Consider the following 20,065-nt stretch of genomic DNA (forward strand, 5'->3'; position numbering starts at 1 on the left):
AGAGATTGCTCATGAATACACCTGCCCAAAACACGACGATTGCAGCCATTGCAACACCACCTGGTCGTGGAGGTGTTGGTGTTATTCGTTTATCAGGTCCGAAAGCCTATGCAATTGCTGAAGCACTGACACAAAAAGTATTACCTAAAGCACGCTTTGCTGGTTTTCGTCAGTTCTTAGATGAGCACAATGAGGTTATGGATGAGGGCTTAGTGATTTGCTTTCCGAACCCACATTCGTTCACAGGCGAAGATGTAGTGGAGTTACAAGGGCATGGTGGTCCAATCATTCAAAATGCTTTGCTTGCTCGTTTACTTGAATTGGGTGCAACAGCGGCTAAAGCGGGTGAGTTTTCCATGCGTGCTTTTGAAAATGGCAAAATGGATTTGGTGCAAGCAGAAGCAATTGCCGATTTGATTGATGCAACTTCACAAGCGGCAGCACGTTCTGCAGTTCGTTCATTACAAGGTGTATTTTCTAACAAGGTCAATGCAGTATTACAAAAACTAATTCATTTGCGCTTGCATGTGGAAGCCGCCATTGATTTCCCAGAAGAAGAAATTGATTTTTTAGCTGATGGTAAAATTTTAAATTTGCTTGAAGATGTTCAATCGTCAGTGACGACCGTTCAACAATCTGCACGTCAGGGGCAATTGTTACGTGAAGGCTTACAAGTGGTGATTGCAGGTAAGCCGAATGCTGGAAAATCATCTCTTTTAAATGCTTTAGCAGGTAATGACCGTGCCATTGTGACTGATATTGCAGGTACAACGCGTGATGTTTTGCATGAAAAAATTAGTTTAAACGGCTTACCTATTACCCTGACAGATACCGCTGGTTTACGTGATACAAGCGATATTGTTGAACGAGAAGGTATTCGCCGTGCGATTAAAGAAATTGAGCAGGCTGATTTATTATTGCTTGTCTATGATCTAAGCCAAGGCGACAATCCGTTAGAATTAGCGAAGAGTTATTTTGCTGAACATATAGAGCCAAAACGTTTGATGTTGATTGGCAATAAATGTGATTTAACTACACAAGCACCCGAATTAAACGATTTAGAGGGTTTCCGTCATATTACTGTGTCTGCAAAGCAGGAAATGGGCGTTCAAGTGCTGATAGATGCGATTACAGCGCATGCAGGCTTCCAACCTGAAGAAGATACCTTTATTGCACGAACTCGTCATTTGGACGCAATGAAGCGCACTCAACGCTATTTAGCGGAAGCACACGAGCAATTGACGGTTTATCATGCCGGTGAGTTGGTCGCAGAGTCACTTCGTCTAGCACAAAATGCTTTGGGTGAAATTACGGGTGATTTTAGTGCAGATGATTTATTGGGTGTGATTTTTGGATCATTTTGTATCGGAAAATGATGATTTAATAAAAATATTTAACATAAATAATAAAAAAGCTGACATAAGTCAGCTTTTTTTTGATTAAAAGTTGTTTTTCAGTAAATTTCATTTATTCAGAAGCTAAAATTATTTATGGTAAAGATAATTTCTTTAAAAGGAGTAAAAATAATGAATAAATTTTCTCTAGCAATTTCTACAATTTTATTGGCTTCTACTGCGCAGGTTTGGGCATATGACTTAGAAGATCAACACATCATTACAGCAGCTGAAAAGCATCCTGTAACGACTGCACAAGCGCTTAAATTAGCAGATGAAACTGCCGTAAGTGTAACGGGTACAATTGTCCGTAAGATTAAACATGAACATTATGTACTTAAAGATGCAGCAGGTCAGATCAATGTTGAAATTGATGAGAAATTGGCAACACCTGCACAGCTTAAAGTTGGAACAAAGATTAAGGTTCTAGGTGAGGTCGATACACACCGCACTAAACCAACTGATATTGATGCAGTGAAAATTGAATTTTTGAAATAATTTTCTATATTTAGTTCAAGAATTTTATATTGTGTGATAGACCTAAAAAGTAGGTACTCACTATTAAGGTGAGCCTACTTTTTCTATTTTAAAAATCTAATAACAATGATTAAGCAGTGTTTTTTTGTACGTTCAGATGTTTCAATAACAAGCCGATGCATAACAATCCAACGCCAATACAGAAGCCAAAGACCCCCATTTTTAAACCAAAATGATCAGAAAGCCATCCTGCAAAAATAATTGGGACAATTGTTCCAAAGTAAGCAATAAATAAGTATGTAGACACAACTGCGACGCGGTTTTCAGTTTGGGTCATGTGATGGATTAATGCAAAAGCACCAAGTAGTGCCAAACCATGCCCTATTCCGACAAAAATGACGCTTATAAAGAATAAAAAACTCCAATGCATCGCCATACACATTGATAAAACAACATAACTTAAAGTCAATGAAATTAGACCAATATTCAGTGCCTTATGCATGTTGGTCGTTTTGAAAATGAATTGAATTAAGGCTGAAATTAGCAAAATACTAGCGATCGTGATTCCGCTAACCATTGGACCATGCCACGGAATGACATCCTGAATAAACGATGGTGCTAAAGAGGCAAATAGACTGAATGAACCAAATGCACAGAAGGCGGCAAAACTTACAATATAAAATAATGTTTTGAATTTTGGTGCAGGCAATTCTAAATGGGGTGCAACGGAAAATGCTTGTTTCTCAAAAGTAGCGACTTTGACACGAGATAAACCAACAATACTGAGTAATGCAGCAATGATGACGGGGATATAGGGTGTAACCAAAGGTGCTTGAGAAAATTGTGCGATTGTTCCACCAATTAAGGGTCCTAAACCGAAGCCAATGACAGTAATAATCGAACACAGTTGTGCAGCATATTGTTTGTGCGAACCAGGAATGGTCAGAATTAATCCAAGCATTGCAGAGGTGCTAATGAGACCTGAAGCAATACCAATAATAAAACGCCCAAATCCGAGTAAGCTGGTGTTACTTGCAAAAACTGAAAAAATCAGTCCAATAACAGCGAAGAATAAGCCCATTTGTAGGGTACGAATAAAACCAAAACTATTACTACTACGTCCTAAAAAGAGTAATGTCGTCATACAGCCGAACATATAGGCGATAAAAATATAAGTGATTTGGCTTGGTAAAAGTTGCCAAAGTTGCTGATAAATTGGATATAAAGGACTAGCAAGCGCTGTACCGATGGTTCCAACGCACAGCGCAAGGCTCACCATATAAAATGGTCGCCAAGATTGAGGATTCATAAATATCTGTAACAACAGAAATAAAGAAGAATGCTGATCTTCAATAAAAAAGGAAGATTGGCATGAAAAACTGAAGATTAAATTGAGATTAGAACTTAATCAAATAGAGGTCAATGTCTAATTTATTATTTATATGATTATTCATGTGTCACAAATAGGTGGAGGTAAAGTTTTAGTGGTTTTAGCTTCAGAAACTAGGGATAGAGTGGTGAATGTCGATGTAAATCGTCAAGAATTGCCTGCACATAATGTGTTAGTACGTCTTTTAGTAGAAATTAATACCGCAGCAATTTGAAATTTTGTTTCACGTGGAACCTAAAATTTATCGTTTTTAGTTTTGATCCTTTAATTGATCACTTACTACAGTTTTCACACAAGTTGAGTCCATGGTTATGCTTTAATGCGACTGAATTATTTTTTTAGATTTAAAGTCTATGTTAAAACAATTGATCACATTGGGTCTAAGTCTGGCATTTTGTAGTAGTAGTTTTGCAAATGTTGAGAGCGTTAAAGCGAAATTGGTACAGCAATATCCACAAGTTAAAATTGAAAATTTACAAGCTACGGAAATGCAAGGTTTATATAGTGGAACACTTGATCATCAGATTGTTTATATCAATGAAGATGCACAACATTTATTTATTGGTTCGATGATTCGTTTGAAAGATCAGCGTAATTTGACCAAAGATTTAGCAATGAAAAAAGACATTGTTGACTTTAAAAGTCTTCCTTTTACAGATGCAATTAAAACTGTTCGAGGAGATGGAAAACGCCAATTGGCCGTATTTTCTGATCCAAATTGCCCATATTGCAAGGTTCTTGAAGGCAATTTAGCGAGCTTAAATAACGTTACGATTTATACATTTATGTACCCAATTAAGACACAATCTGTGCAGTCATCAAAGCAAGTATGGTGTTCAGCTAATAAAGATTATGCATGGAAAAATTTAATTCAAAAAGCCATCCAACCAACAGCAAGTGCTGACTGTGCAACGCCTATAGAACGTAATTTACAATTAGGTAAAAAACTGGGTTTACAGGGAACACCTGCCATTATTTTTTCAAATGGTTATAAAGCATTGGGTGCCTACCCTGCAGTTGAAATTGAGAAAATTTGGCAGCAAGCGGGTTTATAAAAAAATATAAAATATGCAACATTCAAAAAAATCACCATTTAAATGGTGATTTTTTACATTATTTTTAGTTTTGTAATAACTATGTGTTAAGTTCGTTTAGAAACAAAGTTGTAAATGACCAAGACAATAATTGCACCGATAACGGAAGCAATGAATCCAGCAGATGATCCAGGTGGGTAAATTCCGAGTAATTGACCGCCATATGTTGCGACTAATGAACCTACGATACCTAGAGCAATAGTGACAAGAAATCCAGCTTTGTCATCCCCTGGATGGATAGCTCGAGCAAGTAGTCCTGCAAAAAAACCAATAATAATTGAACCGATCAGTGATAGCATGAGTCTTCTCCTTATCCTGTAGTTTTAAATACTAATTTTTGTAACTTCATAGATTTACATCTTCAATATGCATCAATAATGGGATGATAAATAGTTATTCTATGCTAAGACATGTTGCCTTTTTGTTCGAACTTTTGTCGATAAATAAAAAAAGCGGCTTACGCCGCTTAAATTCTAAAAGTATCGTCTTAAAGACCAATTTCACCAATAAAAGGAATGTGGCGATACTTTTGATCGTAATCTAAGCCATAACCAACAATAAATTTATCTTCAACTTCGAAGCCCAAAAATTTAACATCAAGTTCAATTTCACGGCGTGAAGGTTTGCTGACTAAAGTACACAGTTCAATTGAATTTGGACTGCGTGTTTCCAAAATTTCGAGAACTTTACTGAGCGTATTTCCTGAGTCAATAATATCTTCAATGACCAAGACATCTTTGCCACGAATTTCGCCATCTAAGTCTTTTAAAATTTTCACATCACGTGAAGATGATGTGCCACCACCGTAGCTCGAAACGGTCATAAAATCGAGTTCGTGTCCTTTGCTAATTGCACGGCATAAATCTGCCATGAAGATCACAGAACCTCGTAACAGACCAATCAGAACGAGTTCTTTGTCGCTACTCGCATAATGGGCATCAATTTTTTGTCCAAGTTCTTTGACTTTTTCCTGAATTTCTTCAGTTGAAATCATTACTTTCATTTCAATGGTCATGGGAAATACCTAAAAACATCAATCATGCAAAAATAAAAAAGGTGTTGACGTGCAACACCTAAAAGATGAATCAATTTTAAAACATATCAAATCAAGATGCATCTTTTTTGACAATTCATTGTGTAAACGGTTCTTTAATGTGCATCACGTTTAAGTAAAAACGCACATGCAACACATATCGAGCCGATTAAAAATAATGTTCGCTTTGATCGTTTTTGCATAGGTCGATTGACTTGTTGCTGAGTGTGTTCTTGCTCATGATTTTTGTTCATACGCCTTTTCTCCGTAAATATAGGTCGCGTGAATGTTACGATCATCACCCATAGTCAGCAGTGCAAATAACGCATCTTCAATATTTTTAGCACGTTCTTGACGCAGTTGTTGTAATGCCGTGGCTTTTAAATTCAGCACCACAAAATCAGCTTCTTTACCAATATTGAAGTTGCCCAATTTATCATCCAAATGTAGGGCTTTTGCACCACCTAAAGTGGCGTGATAGAGCGATTCAAAGGCAGAAAGTTTATCACCCTGAAGTTGTTGAACTTTATAAGCTTCATTTAACGTCTGTAATTGGCAAAATGATGTTCCTGCACCAATGTCTGTTCCTAAGCCAACTTTAACCTGTTTTTCCCATGTTTTTTTCAGTGGAAATAAGCCACTACCAAGGAATAAATTAGACGTTGGGCAGAAGGCAATTGCTGAATCGGTATCGTGCATACAATCCCATTCATGCTCTTCTAAATGCACACAATGTGCAAATACAGAACGCTCCCCTGTTAAGCCAAAATGATGATAAACATCTAAATAGCCTTTTTGCTCAGGGAATAAATCTTTTACCCATGCGATTTCATTTTTATTTTCACTTAAATGGGTATGTACATAAACATCAGGATATTCGGCTTTTAACTGCCCTGCTCTTGCCAATTGTTCAGGTGTCGAAGTTGGTGCGAAACGTGGCGAAATGGCATATAGATTACGCCCTTTACCATGCCATTTTTCAATGAGGACTTTTGAATCGTGGTAGGCGCTTTCTGCCGTATCGGTTAGTTCATCAGGTGCATGACGATCCATCATTACTTTACCCGCAATTAAGCGCATTTGATGCTGCTCTACTGCTTCAAATAAAGCATCAACTGACTGAGGATGAACGGTACAAAAAACTAATGCTGTGGTTGTACCATTTTTAAGTAATTCATGAACAAAAAACTGTGCGATTTTATCTGCATAGTTTTTATCTGCAAATTGCATTTCAGTTGGGAATGTATAAGTATTCAGCCATTCCAAAAGCTGTTCGCCGTAAGCACCGACCATTTCTGTTTGTGGAAAATGGATATGCGTGTCGATAAAACCTGGAACAATTAATTGTTCAGGATAATGTTGAATTTGGGTATTTTCGGGGATGTGTTGTTGACCTGCTTCCCATTCACCAAACCAACTAATTTTGCCGTTTTGGGTAATAAGAAGACCATCTTCTACATATCGCACTTGGTCGTGGATTTCACGTGCTTGGGCAACTGTATTCTGAATATCAAGGAAACGACCACGAATGGCTGTTGTTGTATGTACAGAAGACATTTTAAACCTGCGTTTTGAATTTTTTCGATTGATTGTAGCTGATTTTTATTGTGGGTTGCCTATTTTGTCTGATTTTGTCTAAGTTATTCACTGATGTTACGCAGTAACATGAAAATCATATTTTACCACTTAATGAGTTTGGATACGTGGTAGTAGTCATCCGCATTTGTTTGTTGTAGAACTACTTGTGATTGAAAATGCTTCTGCAATCATTATTTTTAAAGGACAAGATGTTTGTGCTTTATATTTAGCCAGTTTTATTTGTAGGAGATAAAGCGCTCTTTAAAAAGAAGTGAGCTTACTCTCCCGTATAGGACGGATTCATCTTATTTTTTGTCTAGGTTTATCAAAGACAATATAATAATTTCTGAGTTTAAAATTTTTCAAAATGAGTTTTTTATTTTTCATCTCCAATAATACAGTTGAAAGAACTCAATCATGGGTATATACATTAAGTGATTTAAATCGACTCGCTGTAATAAAGTTCAAGTAAAAAATTGGGTATTATTCTTGATTATTAATAGTTTTAAGTTCGTCAATATTTTGTATAAAAATGATAATGATTAAATAAATTTAATTCTCTATTTGTATAACTTAACAGATTATTTAAGTTACATGTTTTATGAATAATAATTTAATTTTAGAGGGTAGACTGAATTAAAAGCCATTAAAAAGGTACTACATATGAATACGTATTCTTCATTATTAAATTTAGATCAGTATGTCGCTATTGTGACCGGAGGTGGTAATGGTATTGGAGCCGCAAGTTGTAAGCTATTGGCCCAACATGGTGCTAGTGTCGTTGTTGCAGATTTAAAATTGGACGCAGCTCAAAAAATTGTAGATGAAATAAAAGCTCAAGGATTTCAAGCCATCGCTGTTGAGTGTAATGTTTTGAATGATGACGATTTAGTACGTTTGGTTGAAACGACGGTTAATCATTATCATAAAATTAATATTTTGGTGAATAATGCCGGTGGTGGTGGTGCAGGTCGAGAAAGTCCCGAACATCTGAGCGTTGAACAGTTTGCTCGTACTTTTCAGCTTAATGTTTTTAGTGGTTGGCGTTTATCTCAACTCTGCGCACCTTATATGAAGCAAGCTGGTTTAGGTTCGATTATTAATATTTCTTCTATGAGTTCAATTAATAAAAGCCCTGCAATTAGTGCATATGCATCATCTAAAGCTGCAATTAATCATATGACAGCCAATTTAGCTTTTGATTATGGTCCTGAAATACGTATTAATGCTGTTGGCCCTGGAGCAATTCGTACAGATGCACTAGCTTCAGTTTTAACGCCTGAAATAGAGCAACGAATGTTAGCGCACACGCCACTACAACGCTTAGGAGAAGCAGACGATATTGCGGGAGCAGTGTTGTATTTTGCTGCACCCATTTCAAAATGGGTCAGCGGACAGGTTTTATTTGTAAATGGTGGTGGTGTACAAACATTAGATTAAAAGATGATTTAAATTGAAATGTATAAAAGTCCAAAATATTTTTGGGCTTTTATCTTTTTGAGCTATCCTTCTAAGGAAAATAACGAGTCCAAAAAATGACAGGATTATTGAATAAAATGTATCATTACTGATCTAAACTTGGTTGAAATATTTTTTAGAAATGAGGGTATTAGCCACGAGTTGATTGCTTTAATTTACACAACTCTTTACCCCAATCATTTGAGCAACCATATTGATTAAACATATCGAATGGATATTTTATTGTTACTGGTACACGCAATAATAAAAAGAAGATCGAAGCAATAAAAATGAATAATAAAAAGCCCTCCAATGGGAAGGCTCTCTGGTTTTATTGATTGCTAAAGTTAGTTATAGGGTTGTTTCGTTATATTTTTTACTATGGCGAATTGATAACACAGCAGTAATAGCTAAAGTAATCACGATGAAACCTAATGAAATCCAAATTGGCATGTGGAATACATCAAGTAATAACATTTTTGTACCAATGAACATGAGAATAATACCTAGACCATACGGTAAGTAATGCATTTTCGATGCTGCACCAGACAACAAGAAAAACATCGCACGTAGACCTAAAATTGCCATGAGGTTTGCAGTTAATACAATGAACGGATCACTTGTTACAGCAAAGATCGCAGGAATAGAATCCACCGCAAAAATTACATCAGATGCTTCAACCAAAATTAAAACTAAAAATAATGGTGTTGCCCAAAGTACGCCATTTTGACGGACAAAGAATTTTGCACCTTCAAGTTTTGGCGTGATTCGCATGTGTTTACGCAACCATTTGAGAATCGCCATATCTTCGATATTGGTATTTTCTTCGTCCTGACCTTTGAGGAATTTGAAACCTGTATAAAGTAAGAATGCACCGAAAATATAGAGAATCCAAGAGAATTCTTGTACAAACCATGCACCAATGAAGATAAAAATAGTACGTAAGACAATTGCACCGAGTACGCCATAAAGCAAAATTTTACGTTGTAAACCTTGTGGAATTGCAAAAGCTGCGAAGATCATTAGCCAAACAAAAACATTGTCAATTGCGAGTGATTTTTCAAGTAAATAACCTGCGAAATACTCCATTGTTTTTGCATTGGCAATGGTGATACCAGCTGTTTGTTGCAAGTACAGCCACAGACCACCACCAAAAAGTGATGCAACCGTAACCCAAGCAATACTCCAATAGGCTGCAGTTTTTAATTTGACTTCTTGCCCTTCTTTTTGTTTGAAGCCCATAAAGTCGATGAGGAGCATGACTGCAACAATGGCAAAGAACGCCAAATATAGCCACGGATTACCGATAGTTTCCATAAAATTCTCCTGATCTGGCAAGTAATCAGGCATAAAAAAGACCTTGATCAGCTGCCAGATGATTAAACATCTGTGTCAACATGATCAAGGTCTTGCCTACATTTTAGAAATTATGCTCATTCTAAAATGCTCAGATACCGGCTTTTTTATTTAGAAAAAAATAAAAATGCGTAATGACGATATTCTGACATAGTACAAACAACATCTTTGTACTAATTGAAGGAGGCTACTCCCCTTGTTCGAATAAATTTTGCTATAGAAATGTTGCCACTTCTAAATATGATGAAAGAATCGCATATTTAAAATGATTGTGCAAATTTTGTTTGTTATTTCCGGATTTAAAAATTAAGTATCCAAAACTTAATTTTTCAGATGAAAGTCTTGTCTTTGAATCAATACTATCGCAAGTAAAGTTCCGAGTATTGCCAAAATACCGCCAACAATGCCAATACTGTGTAACCCATAATGTGTTGTGGCATATGCACCGAGCAATGCCCCACCGCCAATCCCTACATTGTATAAGCCTGAGTAAATGGCCATCGCAACATCGGTGGCATCGGATGCTAGATTTAGAGTTTTGGCTTGTTGAGCAAGGCTAAAGCAGATAATTGCCATTCCCCAAAATAAACTCAGAATGCTAAAGCTCATAAAATCAGTAGCCAGTGGCATGAGTAATAACATCGACAGAGCCAAAATTGCACTGCTCATCGGAATTGGAAGTTTGGGATATTTTTGCCCAAATTTACCAAATAGATAAGAGCCAATAAAGCCTGCTGCACCATAAATTAATAATAACATGGTGGTTTGTGACGAGCTGAAATGCGCTACATTTAAAGCAAAAGGTTCGATATAACTGTATGCGGTGAATTGCGCCGTGATCACAATAATTGTGAGTGCAAAAACAATCATTAAACTTGGACGCTTAAAGAATGTTTTTAGACTACTAAGCGAGCCTGAATTAACACTTGGTAAACGAGGTAAAGTTTTTGCCAAAATAAGACAAACCAGTGCTGCTCCCAAAGCTATGAGTGCAAATGTATTTCGCCATCCATAAGCCTCACCAATCATACGACCTAACGGAATACCTAAAACCATTGCCAAAGCTGTACCTGTGGCAAGCAGCCCGAGCGCTTGGAATTCTTTGTCTTTAGGTGCAACTCGGACAGCGAGTGACGCGGTAATTGACCAAAATAAGGCATGTGAAAATGCAATGCCAATACGGCTTACGAGTAAAAAACTAAAACTTGACGCAAAATAGGACAGTACATGACTGACAATAAAGACAATAAATAATGCAATGAGTAGAAAACGCCGTTCAATATTTTTGGTCAAAAGCATAATCGGAAGTGAAATTGGCGCAACGACCCATGCATACAGCGTAATCATAATGCCAACATCGGTTGCAGGCATTGCAAAGCTTTTGCCAATGTCGCTGAGAAGAGCAACAGGTACAAATTCTGTAGTATTGAAAATAAAGGCGACAAAAGCCAAGCTAATTACACTGACCCATTGCTGTGTTTCATTGGGTGTGCTTTGCTGTTTTTGAGTTGACATGGTCAATGTATTTGGTGGGAGTCTTTAAATTTTAAGCTGAAATGAATTGAAAGTTAAGTTGCAATTGGACTTGAAAATTTGAAAAGCTAGACAAAACATAACAAAACTAAAATTTCATTTATGGCATTTTATTGAAAGTCTTAACTTAAGTGAGAATAAAAATGTTAGAAATTAAACATAAAGATAATGGTAAAAAAGGCGAATTTTTTGTTGGTGAAGATAATCAACATCTTGCTGAAATGGCGTACACGTGGGCTGGTGAAAGTATGTTGATTATTGATCATACTGATGTTTCTGATGAATTACGTGGACAAAGTGTTGGGCGTAAATTACTTGATCAAGTGGTTGAAATGGCACGTAGTAAAAATGTGAAAGTGATTCCACTCTGCCCATTTTCAAAATCAGTTTTTGATAAAGATGAATCTATTCGTGATGTTTTGAAAGACTAAGACCGTTTTGCTAAAGTGGAATTGTGTCTAGACCAATCGAATGAAAAAGAGAAAGAATTTATGCAATTCCAACATGTAGATAATCAACAAAAAGGCGTATTTTTCCTTAATGATGATCAAAGCAATCGTATTGCCGAGATCAGTTATGTGTGGAGTGGTGAGCATAAAATTATTGCTGACCATACTTGGGTAGATAACTCATTGCGTGGACAAGGGATTGCACGTCAGTTGCTCGATACTTTAGTAGATTTTGCACGTGAAAAAAAATTAAAAATTGTCCCGACATGTTCTTATGTCGATGTGATGTTTCGCCGTGAAAAAAGCTATGCTGATGTGATTGCTTGATTTTGATTATTAATAATTAAAATAGACATTAAAAAACCCGCTGATGCGGGTTTTTTATTTCACTATCAAATTACTTTGATTTTAACGCAGTAAGTAATTTTTGATGTAATCCACCAAAACCGCCATTCGACATAATGACAACGGCATCACCCTCACCAGCTTCCGCAACCACAGTTTGGATAATGTCATCGAGTGAACGTGCAACCACCGCTTTATTTGGGGAAGCATCAATTACAGGTTGTAAATCCCAATCTAAACCTTCTGGTTGATACCAAATAACTTTATCCGCCAAACGAGCAGAATGTGCCAAACCATCTTTATGTGAACCCATACGCATAGTATTTGAACGTGGTTCAATAATCGCCCAAAGTTTACGTTCACCTAAGCGTTTACGTGCGCCTTCTAAAGTGGTATCAATTGCTGTTGGGTGATGTGCAAAGTCATCATAAACTTCAATGCCATTTACTGTATCTAACAGTTCCATACGGCGTTTTACACCACCGAAGTTTGACAATGCTTCACACGCCACTTCAATTGAAACACCCACATGCTCAGCAGCGACAATGGTCGCTAAAGCATTGGCAACCGAATGTTGCCCTGTCATGTTCCATCGAACAATACCTTTAACTACACCGTGTTGTAGCACTTTGAAATGTGAACCATCGGCAGATAATTGTTCTGCATATACTTCTGCCGAGTCGTTTGCATCTAAAGAGGTACGAATAACGGGTGTCCAGCAACCCATTTCTAAGACTTCATCAATATTGGTTTCAGTGATCGGTGCAATGATGCGACCTTCACTTGGAATAGTACGGACTAAGTGATGGAATTGTTTTTGAATGGCAGCCAAGTCATCAAAAATATCTGCATGGTCAAATTCAAGGTTATTTAAAATTGCAGTTTTAGGATGGTAATGAACGAACTTAGAACGCTTGTCGAAAAATGCAGAGTCATATTCGTCTGCTTCTACGCAGAAATATTTTCCACCACCTAAACGTGCGCTTTGGCTAAAACCTAAAGGCACACCACCAATCAAAAATCCTGGGTTTAAACCTGCTTGATCTAGTACCCATGCAAGCATCGTTGTAGTGGTGGTTTTACCGTGCGTACCTGCAACACCAAGGACATGTTTGCCTTGTAAAACGTGATCTGCAAGGAATTGTGGACCTGAAGTATATGCCATACCGACATCGAGCATGTATTCCACTGCATCTATACCACGTTTCATGGCATTACCGACAATGACTAAGTCTGGATGCGGTTGTAAATGGCTACGGTCAAAGCCTTGCATCACATCAATACCGGCATTTTCTAACTGGGTGGACATTGGTGGGTAAACGTTTTGATCTGAACCTGTCACCTTGTGTCCTAAATCTCGCGCTAATAGCGCCAAAGAACCCATAAATGTGCCAGAAATACCTAAGATATGCAGATGCATTCGTTTTAACTCCACTGCTTTTATAGACACATCACTTTGTTGTTGTGGTGTTGTCATGTTCATTTGATTTGAAAGCAACGATAGCAAGGCTTTAAGGGAAAAGATAGTTTTTCTTGTATCGTAAAAATGAAAAAAGCATTTAGGTTGTTATTGTAATTTACTCGATGATACTGCATAGAAATATAGACTATCTTCTTCATCATTATTTAAGAACTTTATGACTTTATTTAATGGAAAAGTAAATTGTTGACCATTGGTTAATACGGTCGCATAAGAAAGGGACTTTTCACTATCATTATAAAATTTAGAATTAATTTTTTGTGCATTTTCAAAATTTACCCAATTCCATTGTTTCGATTTGTCATTTCTTTTAATCGTTTCAACTACATAGGCGCCTGCTCTAACGACAATACGTGCGAATTGTTCATTTGATAATTTATCTAAGTCCGTTTTTCTGACTTCTAAAAGGTATTGATCTACAATTTTAAGGCTGTCATAGCTGAAGTTTAATTCTTTATTTTTTTAAAAAATCCAATTTATAGATAGGATCTATTTGTTCATGATTAAACATATAAGCTAAATCATTAAAAGTTTCGTTGATTTAATGTACTTTTAATGGTTCTGCATTGCTTATCGAGGAAGAAAATAGTGCAATTAAACCAAGTAAAAAATTTTTCATTTGTAATATCTCTTGAATTGATTATTAGAATTTAAATCTTTAAAAATGGATTTGGTTTTTATGGAGTAAGAATAATTGAATTTAACTTTTTTAGCATTAGGCTTTCTTATTATCTCCAACTGTTTTATGACATTGGCTTGGTATGGTCATTTAAAATTTTTACATGATGCGCCGTTATGGCAAGCCATTTTATTTGGTTGGGTCATAGCATTGCTCGAATATAGTTTTATGATTCCTGCGACACGTATGCTCTCACAACATGGCTGGGCATTGGGACAGATGAAAATTACCCAAGAAGTTGTCACACTCTTGGTTTTTGTTCCCTTTATGATATTTCTGTTTAAACAGCCATTTAAATTGGATTATTTGTGGGCAGGCTTATGTTTATTGGGCTGTGTATATTTTGTCTTTAGAAGTCAGTAATTCATTAACCTGACTCAGTTCGCCTTATTTCCATAAAAAATAATGAAAATATTGCCCTACGATGTCTGTTAAATTTTCTTGAGATGAAAAATCAGTCTATAATAGTGAGCTTCTTGATATTCATTTAAACACTGATCACCAGTATTTAAACTTCCTTACATTCGTTTACGGAATATATGCAATGAATGCGGCCGCTGTACAAGACGCTCCTTTAGTTGGAATTATCATGGGTTCTCAATCTGATTGGGCAACCTTAGAACACACTGCCAATATGCTAAAACAGCTTGGTGTCCCTTTTGAAGCTGAAGTGGTATCTGCGCATCGTACGCCAGACCGTTTATTTGAATACGCTGAAACTGCGCGTGAACGCGGTATTCAAGTGATCATTGCAGGTGCAGGTGGTGCAGCACATTTACCAGGTATGTGTGCGGCAAAAACTGATCTTCCAGTGCTTGGTGTTCCAGTTAAATCGTCTATTTTAAATGGCGTAGATTCATTGCTTTCAATCGTACAAATGCCAGCAGGCATTGCGGTGGGTACATTGGCAATTGGTCCAGCAGGCGCAACCAATGCCGCAATTATGGCAGCGCAAATCTTGGGTTTAACCCGTTCTGAAATTGCAAAAAATGTTGCAGATTTTCGTGCAGCACAAACCGATAAAGTTGCGAGCAAAAACATTCCAGGTCAAATCTAATATTTAATAATTTTAAGTATTATTTAGACTAGCCAAGCATAAACGGGACATACGTTATGGATAAAACCATCGGTATTTTTGGTGGTGGTCAATTGGGTCGTATGATGGCGCAAGCTGCATTACCGCTTAATATTCAATGTACTTTTTTTGAAGTCAACACAGATTGCCCATCGGCAGCTTTAGGTCAAGTGATTTCCACTCAAGCTGAAAATGGTTTACAGGATTTTATTGTCAGTGCAGATGTTTTCAGCCTAGAGTTTGAAAATACTCCACTCGCTGATGTTGATGTATTGACCCAGCAAAAAGATGTGCATCCACCTCGTCAGGCTTTGGCAATCGCACAGCATCGTTTATCTGAAAAAGCCTTGTTTGATGAACTCGCAATTCCTGTTGCACCGTATAAGGCAGTGACATCTCTAGATGAGTTAAAGGTTGCTATTGCAGAACTTGGTTTACCGATTGTTCTTAAAACCTCGCGTGGTGGTTATGATGGCAAAGGTCAGTTTGTACTTCGTACAGCTGATCAAATTGAGCAAGCTTGGGCTGAACTCGGCCCTGCGGGTGAACTCATTGCTGAAAGTTTTGTAACTTTCTCACGTGAAGTATCGATCATTGCTGTACGTGGTATAGATGGCGATGTGAAAACTTGGGCTTTGGCTGAAAATCATCATCACGATGGTATTTTGTCACACTCGATTGTACCTGCACCAAACAGTGTGGATTTACAGCCTGTAGCGCAGGATTATATTACTCGCCTGCTCAATCATTTGAACTATGTCGGTGTGTTGACGCTTGAATTATTTGTAACAGACAAAGGTTTGTATGCAAATGAAATGGCGCCACGTGTACATAATTCTGGGCATTGGTCGATTGAAGGTTCAATTTGTTCGCAATTTGAAAATCATATTCGTGCTGTAGCAGGTTTACCATTAGGCTCAACTGAAGTTGTTCGTCCAACGGTGATGGTCAATATTATTGGTCAACATCCGAAGTCTGAAGATGTATTGGCACTCAATGGTGCGCATTTACATCTTTATAATAAGACTGAACGTGAAGGTCGTAAGATTGGTCATATTACCCTGATGCCAAATGATAGTGCTGAATTGGTGACTTTGTGTCGTCAGTTGGCGAAAATTTTACCGAATCCATTGTCACTCAGTGAAGATATGAGCATTTAAACTCAACTTTGTTTGTTAAAAAAGCGGTCATGAAAATGATCGCTTTTTTATTTCTTAAATTTCGGTATGATGCCCCTCCTTTATTTTTACAGACATTTTTTTGGCATGATCGGTGATGAAAAAATGTCGTTAGATAAAAGTACAAATAAAAAAATAACAATAAAATTCATATCAGCATGGCAGAAAATTTTAAATTTAAAATAAATTTAAATGTGCAATTTTATTTTGAATTCAAAATAAAATAATGTGAAAAATATTGGATGTCGAAGTTATCCACAGAACTTTGTACTTAAAAATAAAGAAAAGTTTGAATTTAAAGTATAAGCCACTTTGAATTTAAACTTATTGCTGAAGTTGGGTGTGGATAATTTTTTTAAATTCAAAATGCTGTGATTTTAAAAATAAACAAATGAATTCAAATTTTACGTATTTATACCTGTCATTTCATTCATAGACTGATAAGGTATTTACATAATTTAAAGTTAAAACTGATTATGAATACTATGCTTCGTTTTTCAATTTTATGCGGTTCACTTTTATTCACGGTGAATCAAGCAAATGCTGAACTCATAATAAATGGCACGCCATCTACAGCAATAAATATCAGTAGTCCAAATGTGAATGCTGAATTTAACCCTAAAAATAATTTTCAAAGTTGTTTGGCAAATTTACGTTCATCTGCAATTTCATCAGGTGTAAATGGTTCGACTTATGATCGTTATACGCAAAATTTAACGCCTGATTATTCGGTGATTGAAAAACTGAATTATCAACCTGAATTTTCAACCCCCATTTGGGATTATCTTTCAGGTTTAGTTGATGAAGAGCGTGTCGCAAAAGGTCGTGAAATGTTGGCACAGCACCGAGATGTACTAAATCGAGTGCAAGCCGCTTATGGTGTACCTGCGGAAACAGTTGTTGCTGTTTGGGGTGTAGAAAGTAATTTTGGTGATATTTCAGGTAAGTATCCACTATTACAAGCACTTGGGACATTAAGCTGCGAAGGGCGCAGGCAAGGTTATTTCCGTGGAGAGTTCTTTTCGACTATGCGTATTTTACAACGTGGCGATTTAAGAGAGGAGCAACTAAAAGGTTCATGGGCGGGTGCTTTTGGTCATACGCAATTTATGCCATCGACTTATGAAAGTTTAGCGGTTGATTTTGATGGTGATGGTCGCCGTGATTTGGTTTCAAGTACAGCAGATGCTTTGGCATCGACTGCGAATTTTTTGAAACGTGGCGGATGGCAAACAGGCATGCCATGGGGCTTTGAAGTTAATATTCCTGAGAGTGCTTCAGTCGGTGGCGAAAGTCGTCGTAATAAAAAATCTCTCAGCTCATGGGAAAGTCGTAGCTTTACCCGTATTGATGGTTCACCCATTATTCAAGGAAATTTATCGGGGAATACATCGGCAGGGTTAATGATGCCAGCAGGTAAAGATGGTCCTGCATTCTTGGTGTTTAAAAACTTTGATGCAATTTATGGTTATAACGCTGCTGAAAGTTATGCACTTGCCATCGCACATTTGTCTGATCGTTTACAAGGTAAAGGAACAATCCAAACCGCTTGGCCGACGAATGATCCTGGGACTTCACGTGCAGAACGTCGTGAAATTCAAAATTATTTGTTGAAAAAAGGTTATCCGATTGGTGATGCAGATGGTTTGATTGGTGATAAAACTCGCCAAGCGATTCAGACAGAGCAAGCACGTTTAGGTTTAACTCAAACGGGTCGTGCAGGACAGCAAATTCTAAAAGCATTTAGAAATGAAAATGCACAGAATATGATGAAGTAATGTATTGATTATAAAAAAGGTCTGCAATTGCAGACCTTTTTTATAGTTTTTTATCCAAAATTTTCTTTATGATGAAGTGTAAAGTTATTCGATATCAGTTTTGTCTATTTTAACCGCTTCCAATACATCAAAAATAACGGCTGTTACATCTTGAGTGTGAGCACGATCATTGAAAATTTCATACGCAGATATTGTAATATCTGTATCACTTGGTAATTGTTTTTGCTCTTCTTCAATTAGGTGTTGAATGGGCAAGAGTGTTTGTTTAATAGAAAGATGTAGCACATCTTCGAACTCAATATTTTCATCTTCAAGTTCAATCATTTGCTCATTGTAATATGGCAATAAAACCGCATGGAGATAGGGTTGAAGTTCCGTAATATCGAAAATTTCAATGTCACGGCTCTGTTCAATCGTGCTGATATGATCATTCACTTCAAGAATAATATGATAATAACTCACCGCAATCTCCTTTAAATTACTCAGTTTACAATAGCATAAGTTGAGCAAAAAATGCATCAAACCCTTATATAAAATATGGATTTAGAGTATTTGACTCAAATGGTTTACTTTCTTGAATTTAACATGGCTAAATCGGCATTGGTTAGTTGAAATTGATATAAATTTTGTTCTTTCATAACAGGATACATCAACGCTTTAGGATCATCATTATGTTTTAAGCCGAGTGCATGCCCGAGTTCATGTGCGAGGGTAATACGTAAATCATTTTCAGACTGAAACTCATAGACATTAATTTCACGTCCCTTGAAGACACCTTTATCAAATTGGCGCGGTTGAAAACGCTGATTGAATTGATCAACTGATTGATTGAACTGATGATTAATCGAATTTGCCTGATTTACGTTCTGATTTAAATGTTCAACTTTACGATTAAATATATCGGTATTTGTTTGCAGTTCAACTTGTTGTTGTTGGAGTTGTTGTTTTTGCTGCTGAATTTGTTGCATTACGTTGTCGCTATAGCGTTGCTGTGATTGATTTAGGGCATTGACCATTTGATTATATTGGTTCAACCGTTGTTCGTAGTTTATTTGCTGAATATCAAGCTCTCGCTTCGCTTGTAATAATTCTTGTTCAAGCTGTTGAATTTTAAAGTGTTCAGCATCTGTATATTGGCGTGTATTTTCTAAAATACGCATTTCTTGACTACGTGCGGAAGATTCTGCCTGGCGTTCATCGTAAATTAAGTTAATTGCTAGTTGAGCATTGGGGTCATAGACAAAAAAACTTTGTTTAGCACCTGTATACCAAATGTCAGCAGCTTGTTGTGTAAGTCGTTTTACCTGCTCCTGTGTAAGATTAAACCGTGGATCAACATGACCAATACGATAACGCAGACGTGTATCGGTCGGATGTGTAATGCGATCTATCACAGAATTATGATTGAGTTGAGGGTGTTGCATGCGTTGAAATGCAAAATAAGCAGTAAAAATAAGGGCTGCAATAATTAACCAAAAGCGCATAAATTTTATAAAAGTATTCTATCGTTGTTCATAATTTAGCTGAAAATAATGTATTCGAGAATAGTGGTCAGTTTGTAAATTACTTTATTTATAGATAAATACTTAGAGTGATGATGTATTTTAAATTTATATCATTATTTGAAGATATAAAAATGCTGAAAAAATTCGGAAATTTTTCCAGCATACTTGGGATTGTTACGAGGAAAGTAGTACGTTATTAGTTACAGCCTTTAGCTTCAAAGTCGGTTTTAGATGTATAAGTGATTTTTGGTAAATATTCACCC

General features: G+C 36.7%; 21 protein-coding genes. 11 read left to right on the top strand and 10 right to left on the bottom strand.

Annotated features, from left to right (window positions below; all coding sequences use genetic code 11):
• Window positions 1–11 precede the first annotated feature (11 nt).
• Both mnmE and FW754_RS15225 read left to right on the top strand, forming a co-directional pair.
• Window positions 12–1,376: a tRNA uridine-5-carboxymethylaminomethyl(34) synthesis GTPase MnmE gene (gene mnmE / locus FW754_RS15220; RefSeq protein ID WP_446325109.1), complete on the top strand. Its 1,365-nt coding sequence runs from the start codon at window positions 12–14 to the stop codon at window positions 1,374–1,376.
• A gap of 150 nt (window positions 1,377–1,526) precedes the next feature.
• Window positions 1,527–1,892 (top strand): NirD/YgiW/YdeI family stress tolerance protein, encoded by a 366-nt coding sequence (locus tag FW754_RS15225; protein ID WP_409512447.1) that lies wholly within the window; start codon window positions 1,527–1,529, stop codon window positions 1,890–1,892.
• 109 nt (window positions 1,893–2,001) lie between these two features.
• Here FW754_RS15225 and FW754_RS15230 read toward each other — a convergent pair whose 3' ends face one another.
• Complete coding sequence (locus tag FW754_RS15230; protein WP_446325110.1) at window positions 2,002–3,180, bottom strand: MFS transporter; 1,179 nt, start codon at window positions 3,178–3,180, stop codon at window positions 2,002–2,004.
• 145 nt (window positions 3,181–3,325) lie between these two features.
• Here FW754_RS15230 and FW754_RS15235 point away from each other — a divergent pair, with 145 nt between their 5' ends.
• Entirely contained in the window at window positions 3,326–3,475 is a 150-nt protein-coding gene (locus tag FW754_RS15235; protein ID WP_409512445.1) for a hypothetical protein, read from the top strand.
• Between the two features lie 139 nt (window positions 3,476–3,614).
• The gene (locus FW754_RS15240) at window positions 3,615–4,316 is read left to right on the top strand and encodes a DsbC family protein (RefSeq protein WP_409512444.1); all 702 of its coding nucleotides are present in this window, start codon (window positions 3,615–3,617) and stop codon (window positions 4,314–4,316) included.
• A gap of 86 nt (window positions 4,317–4,402) precedes the next feature.
• On the opposite strand, the gene FW754_RS15245 is transcribed toward FW754_RS15240, so the two are convergent.
• The 4 genes from FW754_RS15245 to guaD all read right to left on the bottom strand — a co-directional run bounded on the left by FW754_RS15245 (window position 4,403) and on the right by guaD (window position 6,945).
• A complete protein-coding gene (locus tag FW754_RS15245) occupies window positions 4,403–4,654 on the bottom strand; it encodes a GlsB/YeaQ/YmgE family stress response membrane protein (protein WP_409512443.1) in 252 nt (83 codons plus the stop codon).
• Window positions 4,655–4,842: 188 nt separating this feature from the next.
• Window positions 4,843–5,370, bottom strand: coding sequence for a hypoxanthine phosphoribosyltransferase (gene hpt / locus FW754_RS15250; protein ID WP_409512442.1), 528 nt, complete (start codon window positions 5,368–5,370; stop codon window positions 4,843–4,845).
• Window positions 5,371–5,504: 134 nt separating this feature from the next.
• A complete protein-coding gene (locus FW754_RS15255; RefSeq protein WP_419348600.1) occupies window positions 5,505–5,642 on the bottom strand; it encodes a hypothetical protein in 138 nt (45 codons plus the stop codon).
• A complete protein-coding gene (guaD, locus tag FW754_RS15260) occupies window positions 5,626–6,945 on the bottom strand; it encodes a guanine deaminase (RefSeq protein ID WP_446325111.1) in 1,320 nt (439 codons plus the stop codon). Before guaD ends, FW754_RS15255 begins: the two co-directional genes overlap by 17 nt.
• Before the next feature lie 684 nt (window positions 6,946–7,629).
• Between guaD and FW754_RS15265 the strand changes: the two genes are divergently transcribed.
• Window positions 7,630–8,406, top strand: coding sequence for a glucose 1-dehydrogenase (locus tag FW754_RS15265; protein WP_446325112.1), 777 nt, complete (start codon window positions 7,630–7,632; stop codon window positions 8,404–8,406).
• 369 nt (window positions 8,407–8,775) lie between these two features.
• Here FW754_RS15265 and FW754_RS15270 read toward each other — a convergent pair whose 3' ends face one another.
• Window positions 8,776–9,741, bottom strand: a complete 966-nt coding sequence (locus FW754_RS15270) for a TerC family protein (RefSeq protein ID WP_446325113.1) — start codon at window positions 9,739–9,741, stop codon at window positions 8,776–8,778.
• Window positions 9,742–10,101: 360 nt separating this feature from the next.
• Complete coding sequence (locus FW754_RS15275; RefSeq protein ID WP_446325114.1) at window positions 10,102–11,295, bottom strand: sugar transporter; 1,194 nt, start codon at window positions 11,293–11,295, stop codon at window positions 10,102–10,104.
• A 161-nt stretch (window positions 11,296–11,456) separates the two neighbouring features.
• Here FW754_RS15275 and FW754_RS15280 point away from each other — a divergent pair, with 161 nt between their 5' ends.
• Both FW754_RS15280 and FW754_RS15285 read left to right on the top strand, forming a co-directional pair.
• Window positions 11,457–11,744: a GNAT family N-acetyltransferase gene (locus FW754_RS15280; protein WP_409512437.1), complete on the top strand. Its 288-nt coding sequence runs from the start codon at window positions 11,457–11,459 to the stop codon at window positions 11,742–11,744.
• Between the two features lie 60 nt (window positions 11,745–11,804).
• A complete protein-coding gene (locus FW754_RS15285) occupies window positions 11,805–12,089 on the top strand; it encodes a GNAT family N-acetyltransferase (RefSeq protein WP_409512436.1) in 285 nt (94 codons plus the stop codon).
• 70 nt (window positions 12,090–12,159) lie between these two features.
• Here the strand turns inward: FW754_RS15285 and mpl are convergent, their stop codons facing one another.
• The gene (gene mpl, locus FW754_RS15290) at window positions 12,160–13,527 is read right to left on the bottom strand and encodes a UDP-N-acetylmuramate:L-alanyl-gamma-D-glutamyl-meso-diaminopimelate ligase (RefSeq protein ID WP_446325121.1); all 1,368 of its coding nucleotides are present in this window, start codon (window positions 13,525–13,527) and stop codon (window positions 12,160–12,162) included.
• Window positions 13,528–14,281: 754 nt separating this feature from the next.
• On the opposite strand from mpl, the gene FW754_RS15295 reads away from it, so the two are divergent.
• The 4 genes from FW754_RS15295 (at window position 14,282) to FW754_RS15310 (ending at window position 18,297) form a co-directional block, all read left to right on the top strand.
• A complete protein-coding gene (locus FW754_RS15295) occupies window positions 14,282–14,629 on the top strand; it encodes a DMT family protein (protein WP_419348587.1) in 348 nt (115 codons plus the stop codon).
• 181 nt (window positions 14,630–14,810) lie between these two features.
• Window positions 14,811–15,323 carry a 5-(carboxyamino)imidazole ribonucleotide mutase gene (gene purE / locus FW754_RS15300; RefSeq protein ID WP_446325115.1) on the top strand — a complete coding sequence of 171 codons (513 nt, stop codon included), beginning with the start codon at window positions 14,811–14,813 and terminating at the stop codon, window positions 15,321–15,323.
• 56 nt (window positions 15,324–15,379) lie between these two features.
• Window positions 15,380–16,501 (top strand): 5-(carboxyamino)imidazole ribonucleotide synthase, encoded by a 1,122-nt coding sequence (locus FW754_RS15305; protein WP_446325116.1) that lies wholly within the window; start codon window positions 15,380–15,382, stop codon window positions 16,499–16,501.
• Between the two features lie 503 nt (window positions 16,502–17,004).
• Window positions 17,005–18,297 carry a lytic murein transglycosylase gene (locus tag FW754_RS15310; protein WP_419348656.1) on the top strand — a complete coding sequence of 431 codons (1,293 nt, stop codon included), beginning with the start codon at window positions 17,005–17,007 and terminating at the stop codon, window positions 18,295–18,297.
• Between the two features lie 84 nt (window positions 18,298–18,381).
• Here FW754_RS15310 and FW754_RS15315 read toward each other — a convergent pair whose 3' ends face one another.
• Window positions 18,382–18,759, bottom strand: coding sequence for a hypothetical protein (locus tag FW754_RS15315; RefSeq protein ID WP_409512431.1), 378 nt, complete (start codon window positions 18,757–18,759; stop codon window positions 18,382–18,384).
• 104 nt (window positions 18,760–18,863) lie between these two features.
• Window positions 18,864–19,781 carry a matrixin family metalloprotease gene (locus tag FW754_RS15320; protein WP_446325117.1) on the bottom strand — a complete coding sequence of 306 codons (918 nt, stop codon included), beginning with the start codon at window positions 19,779–19,781 and terminating at the stop codon, window positions 18,864–18,866.
• Window positions 19,782–20,065: the final 284 nt, after the last annotated feature.

This window comes from Acinetobacter sp. 1207_04 (assembly GCF_052850415.1).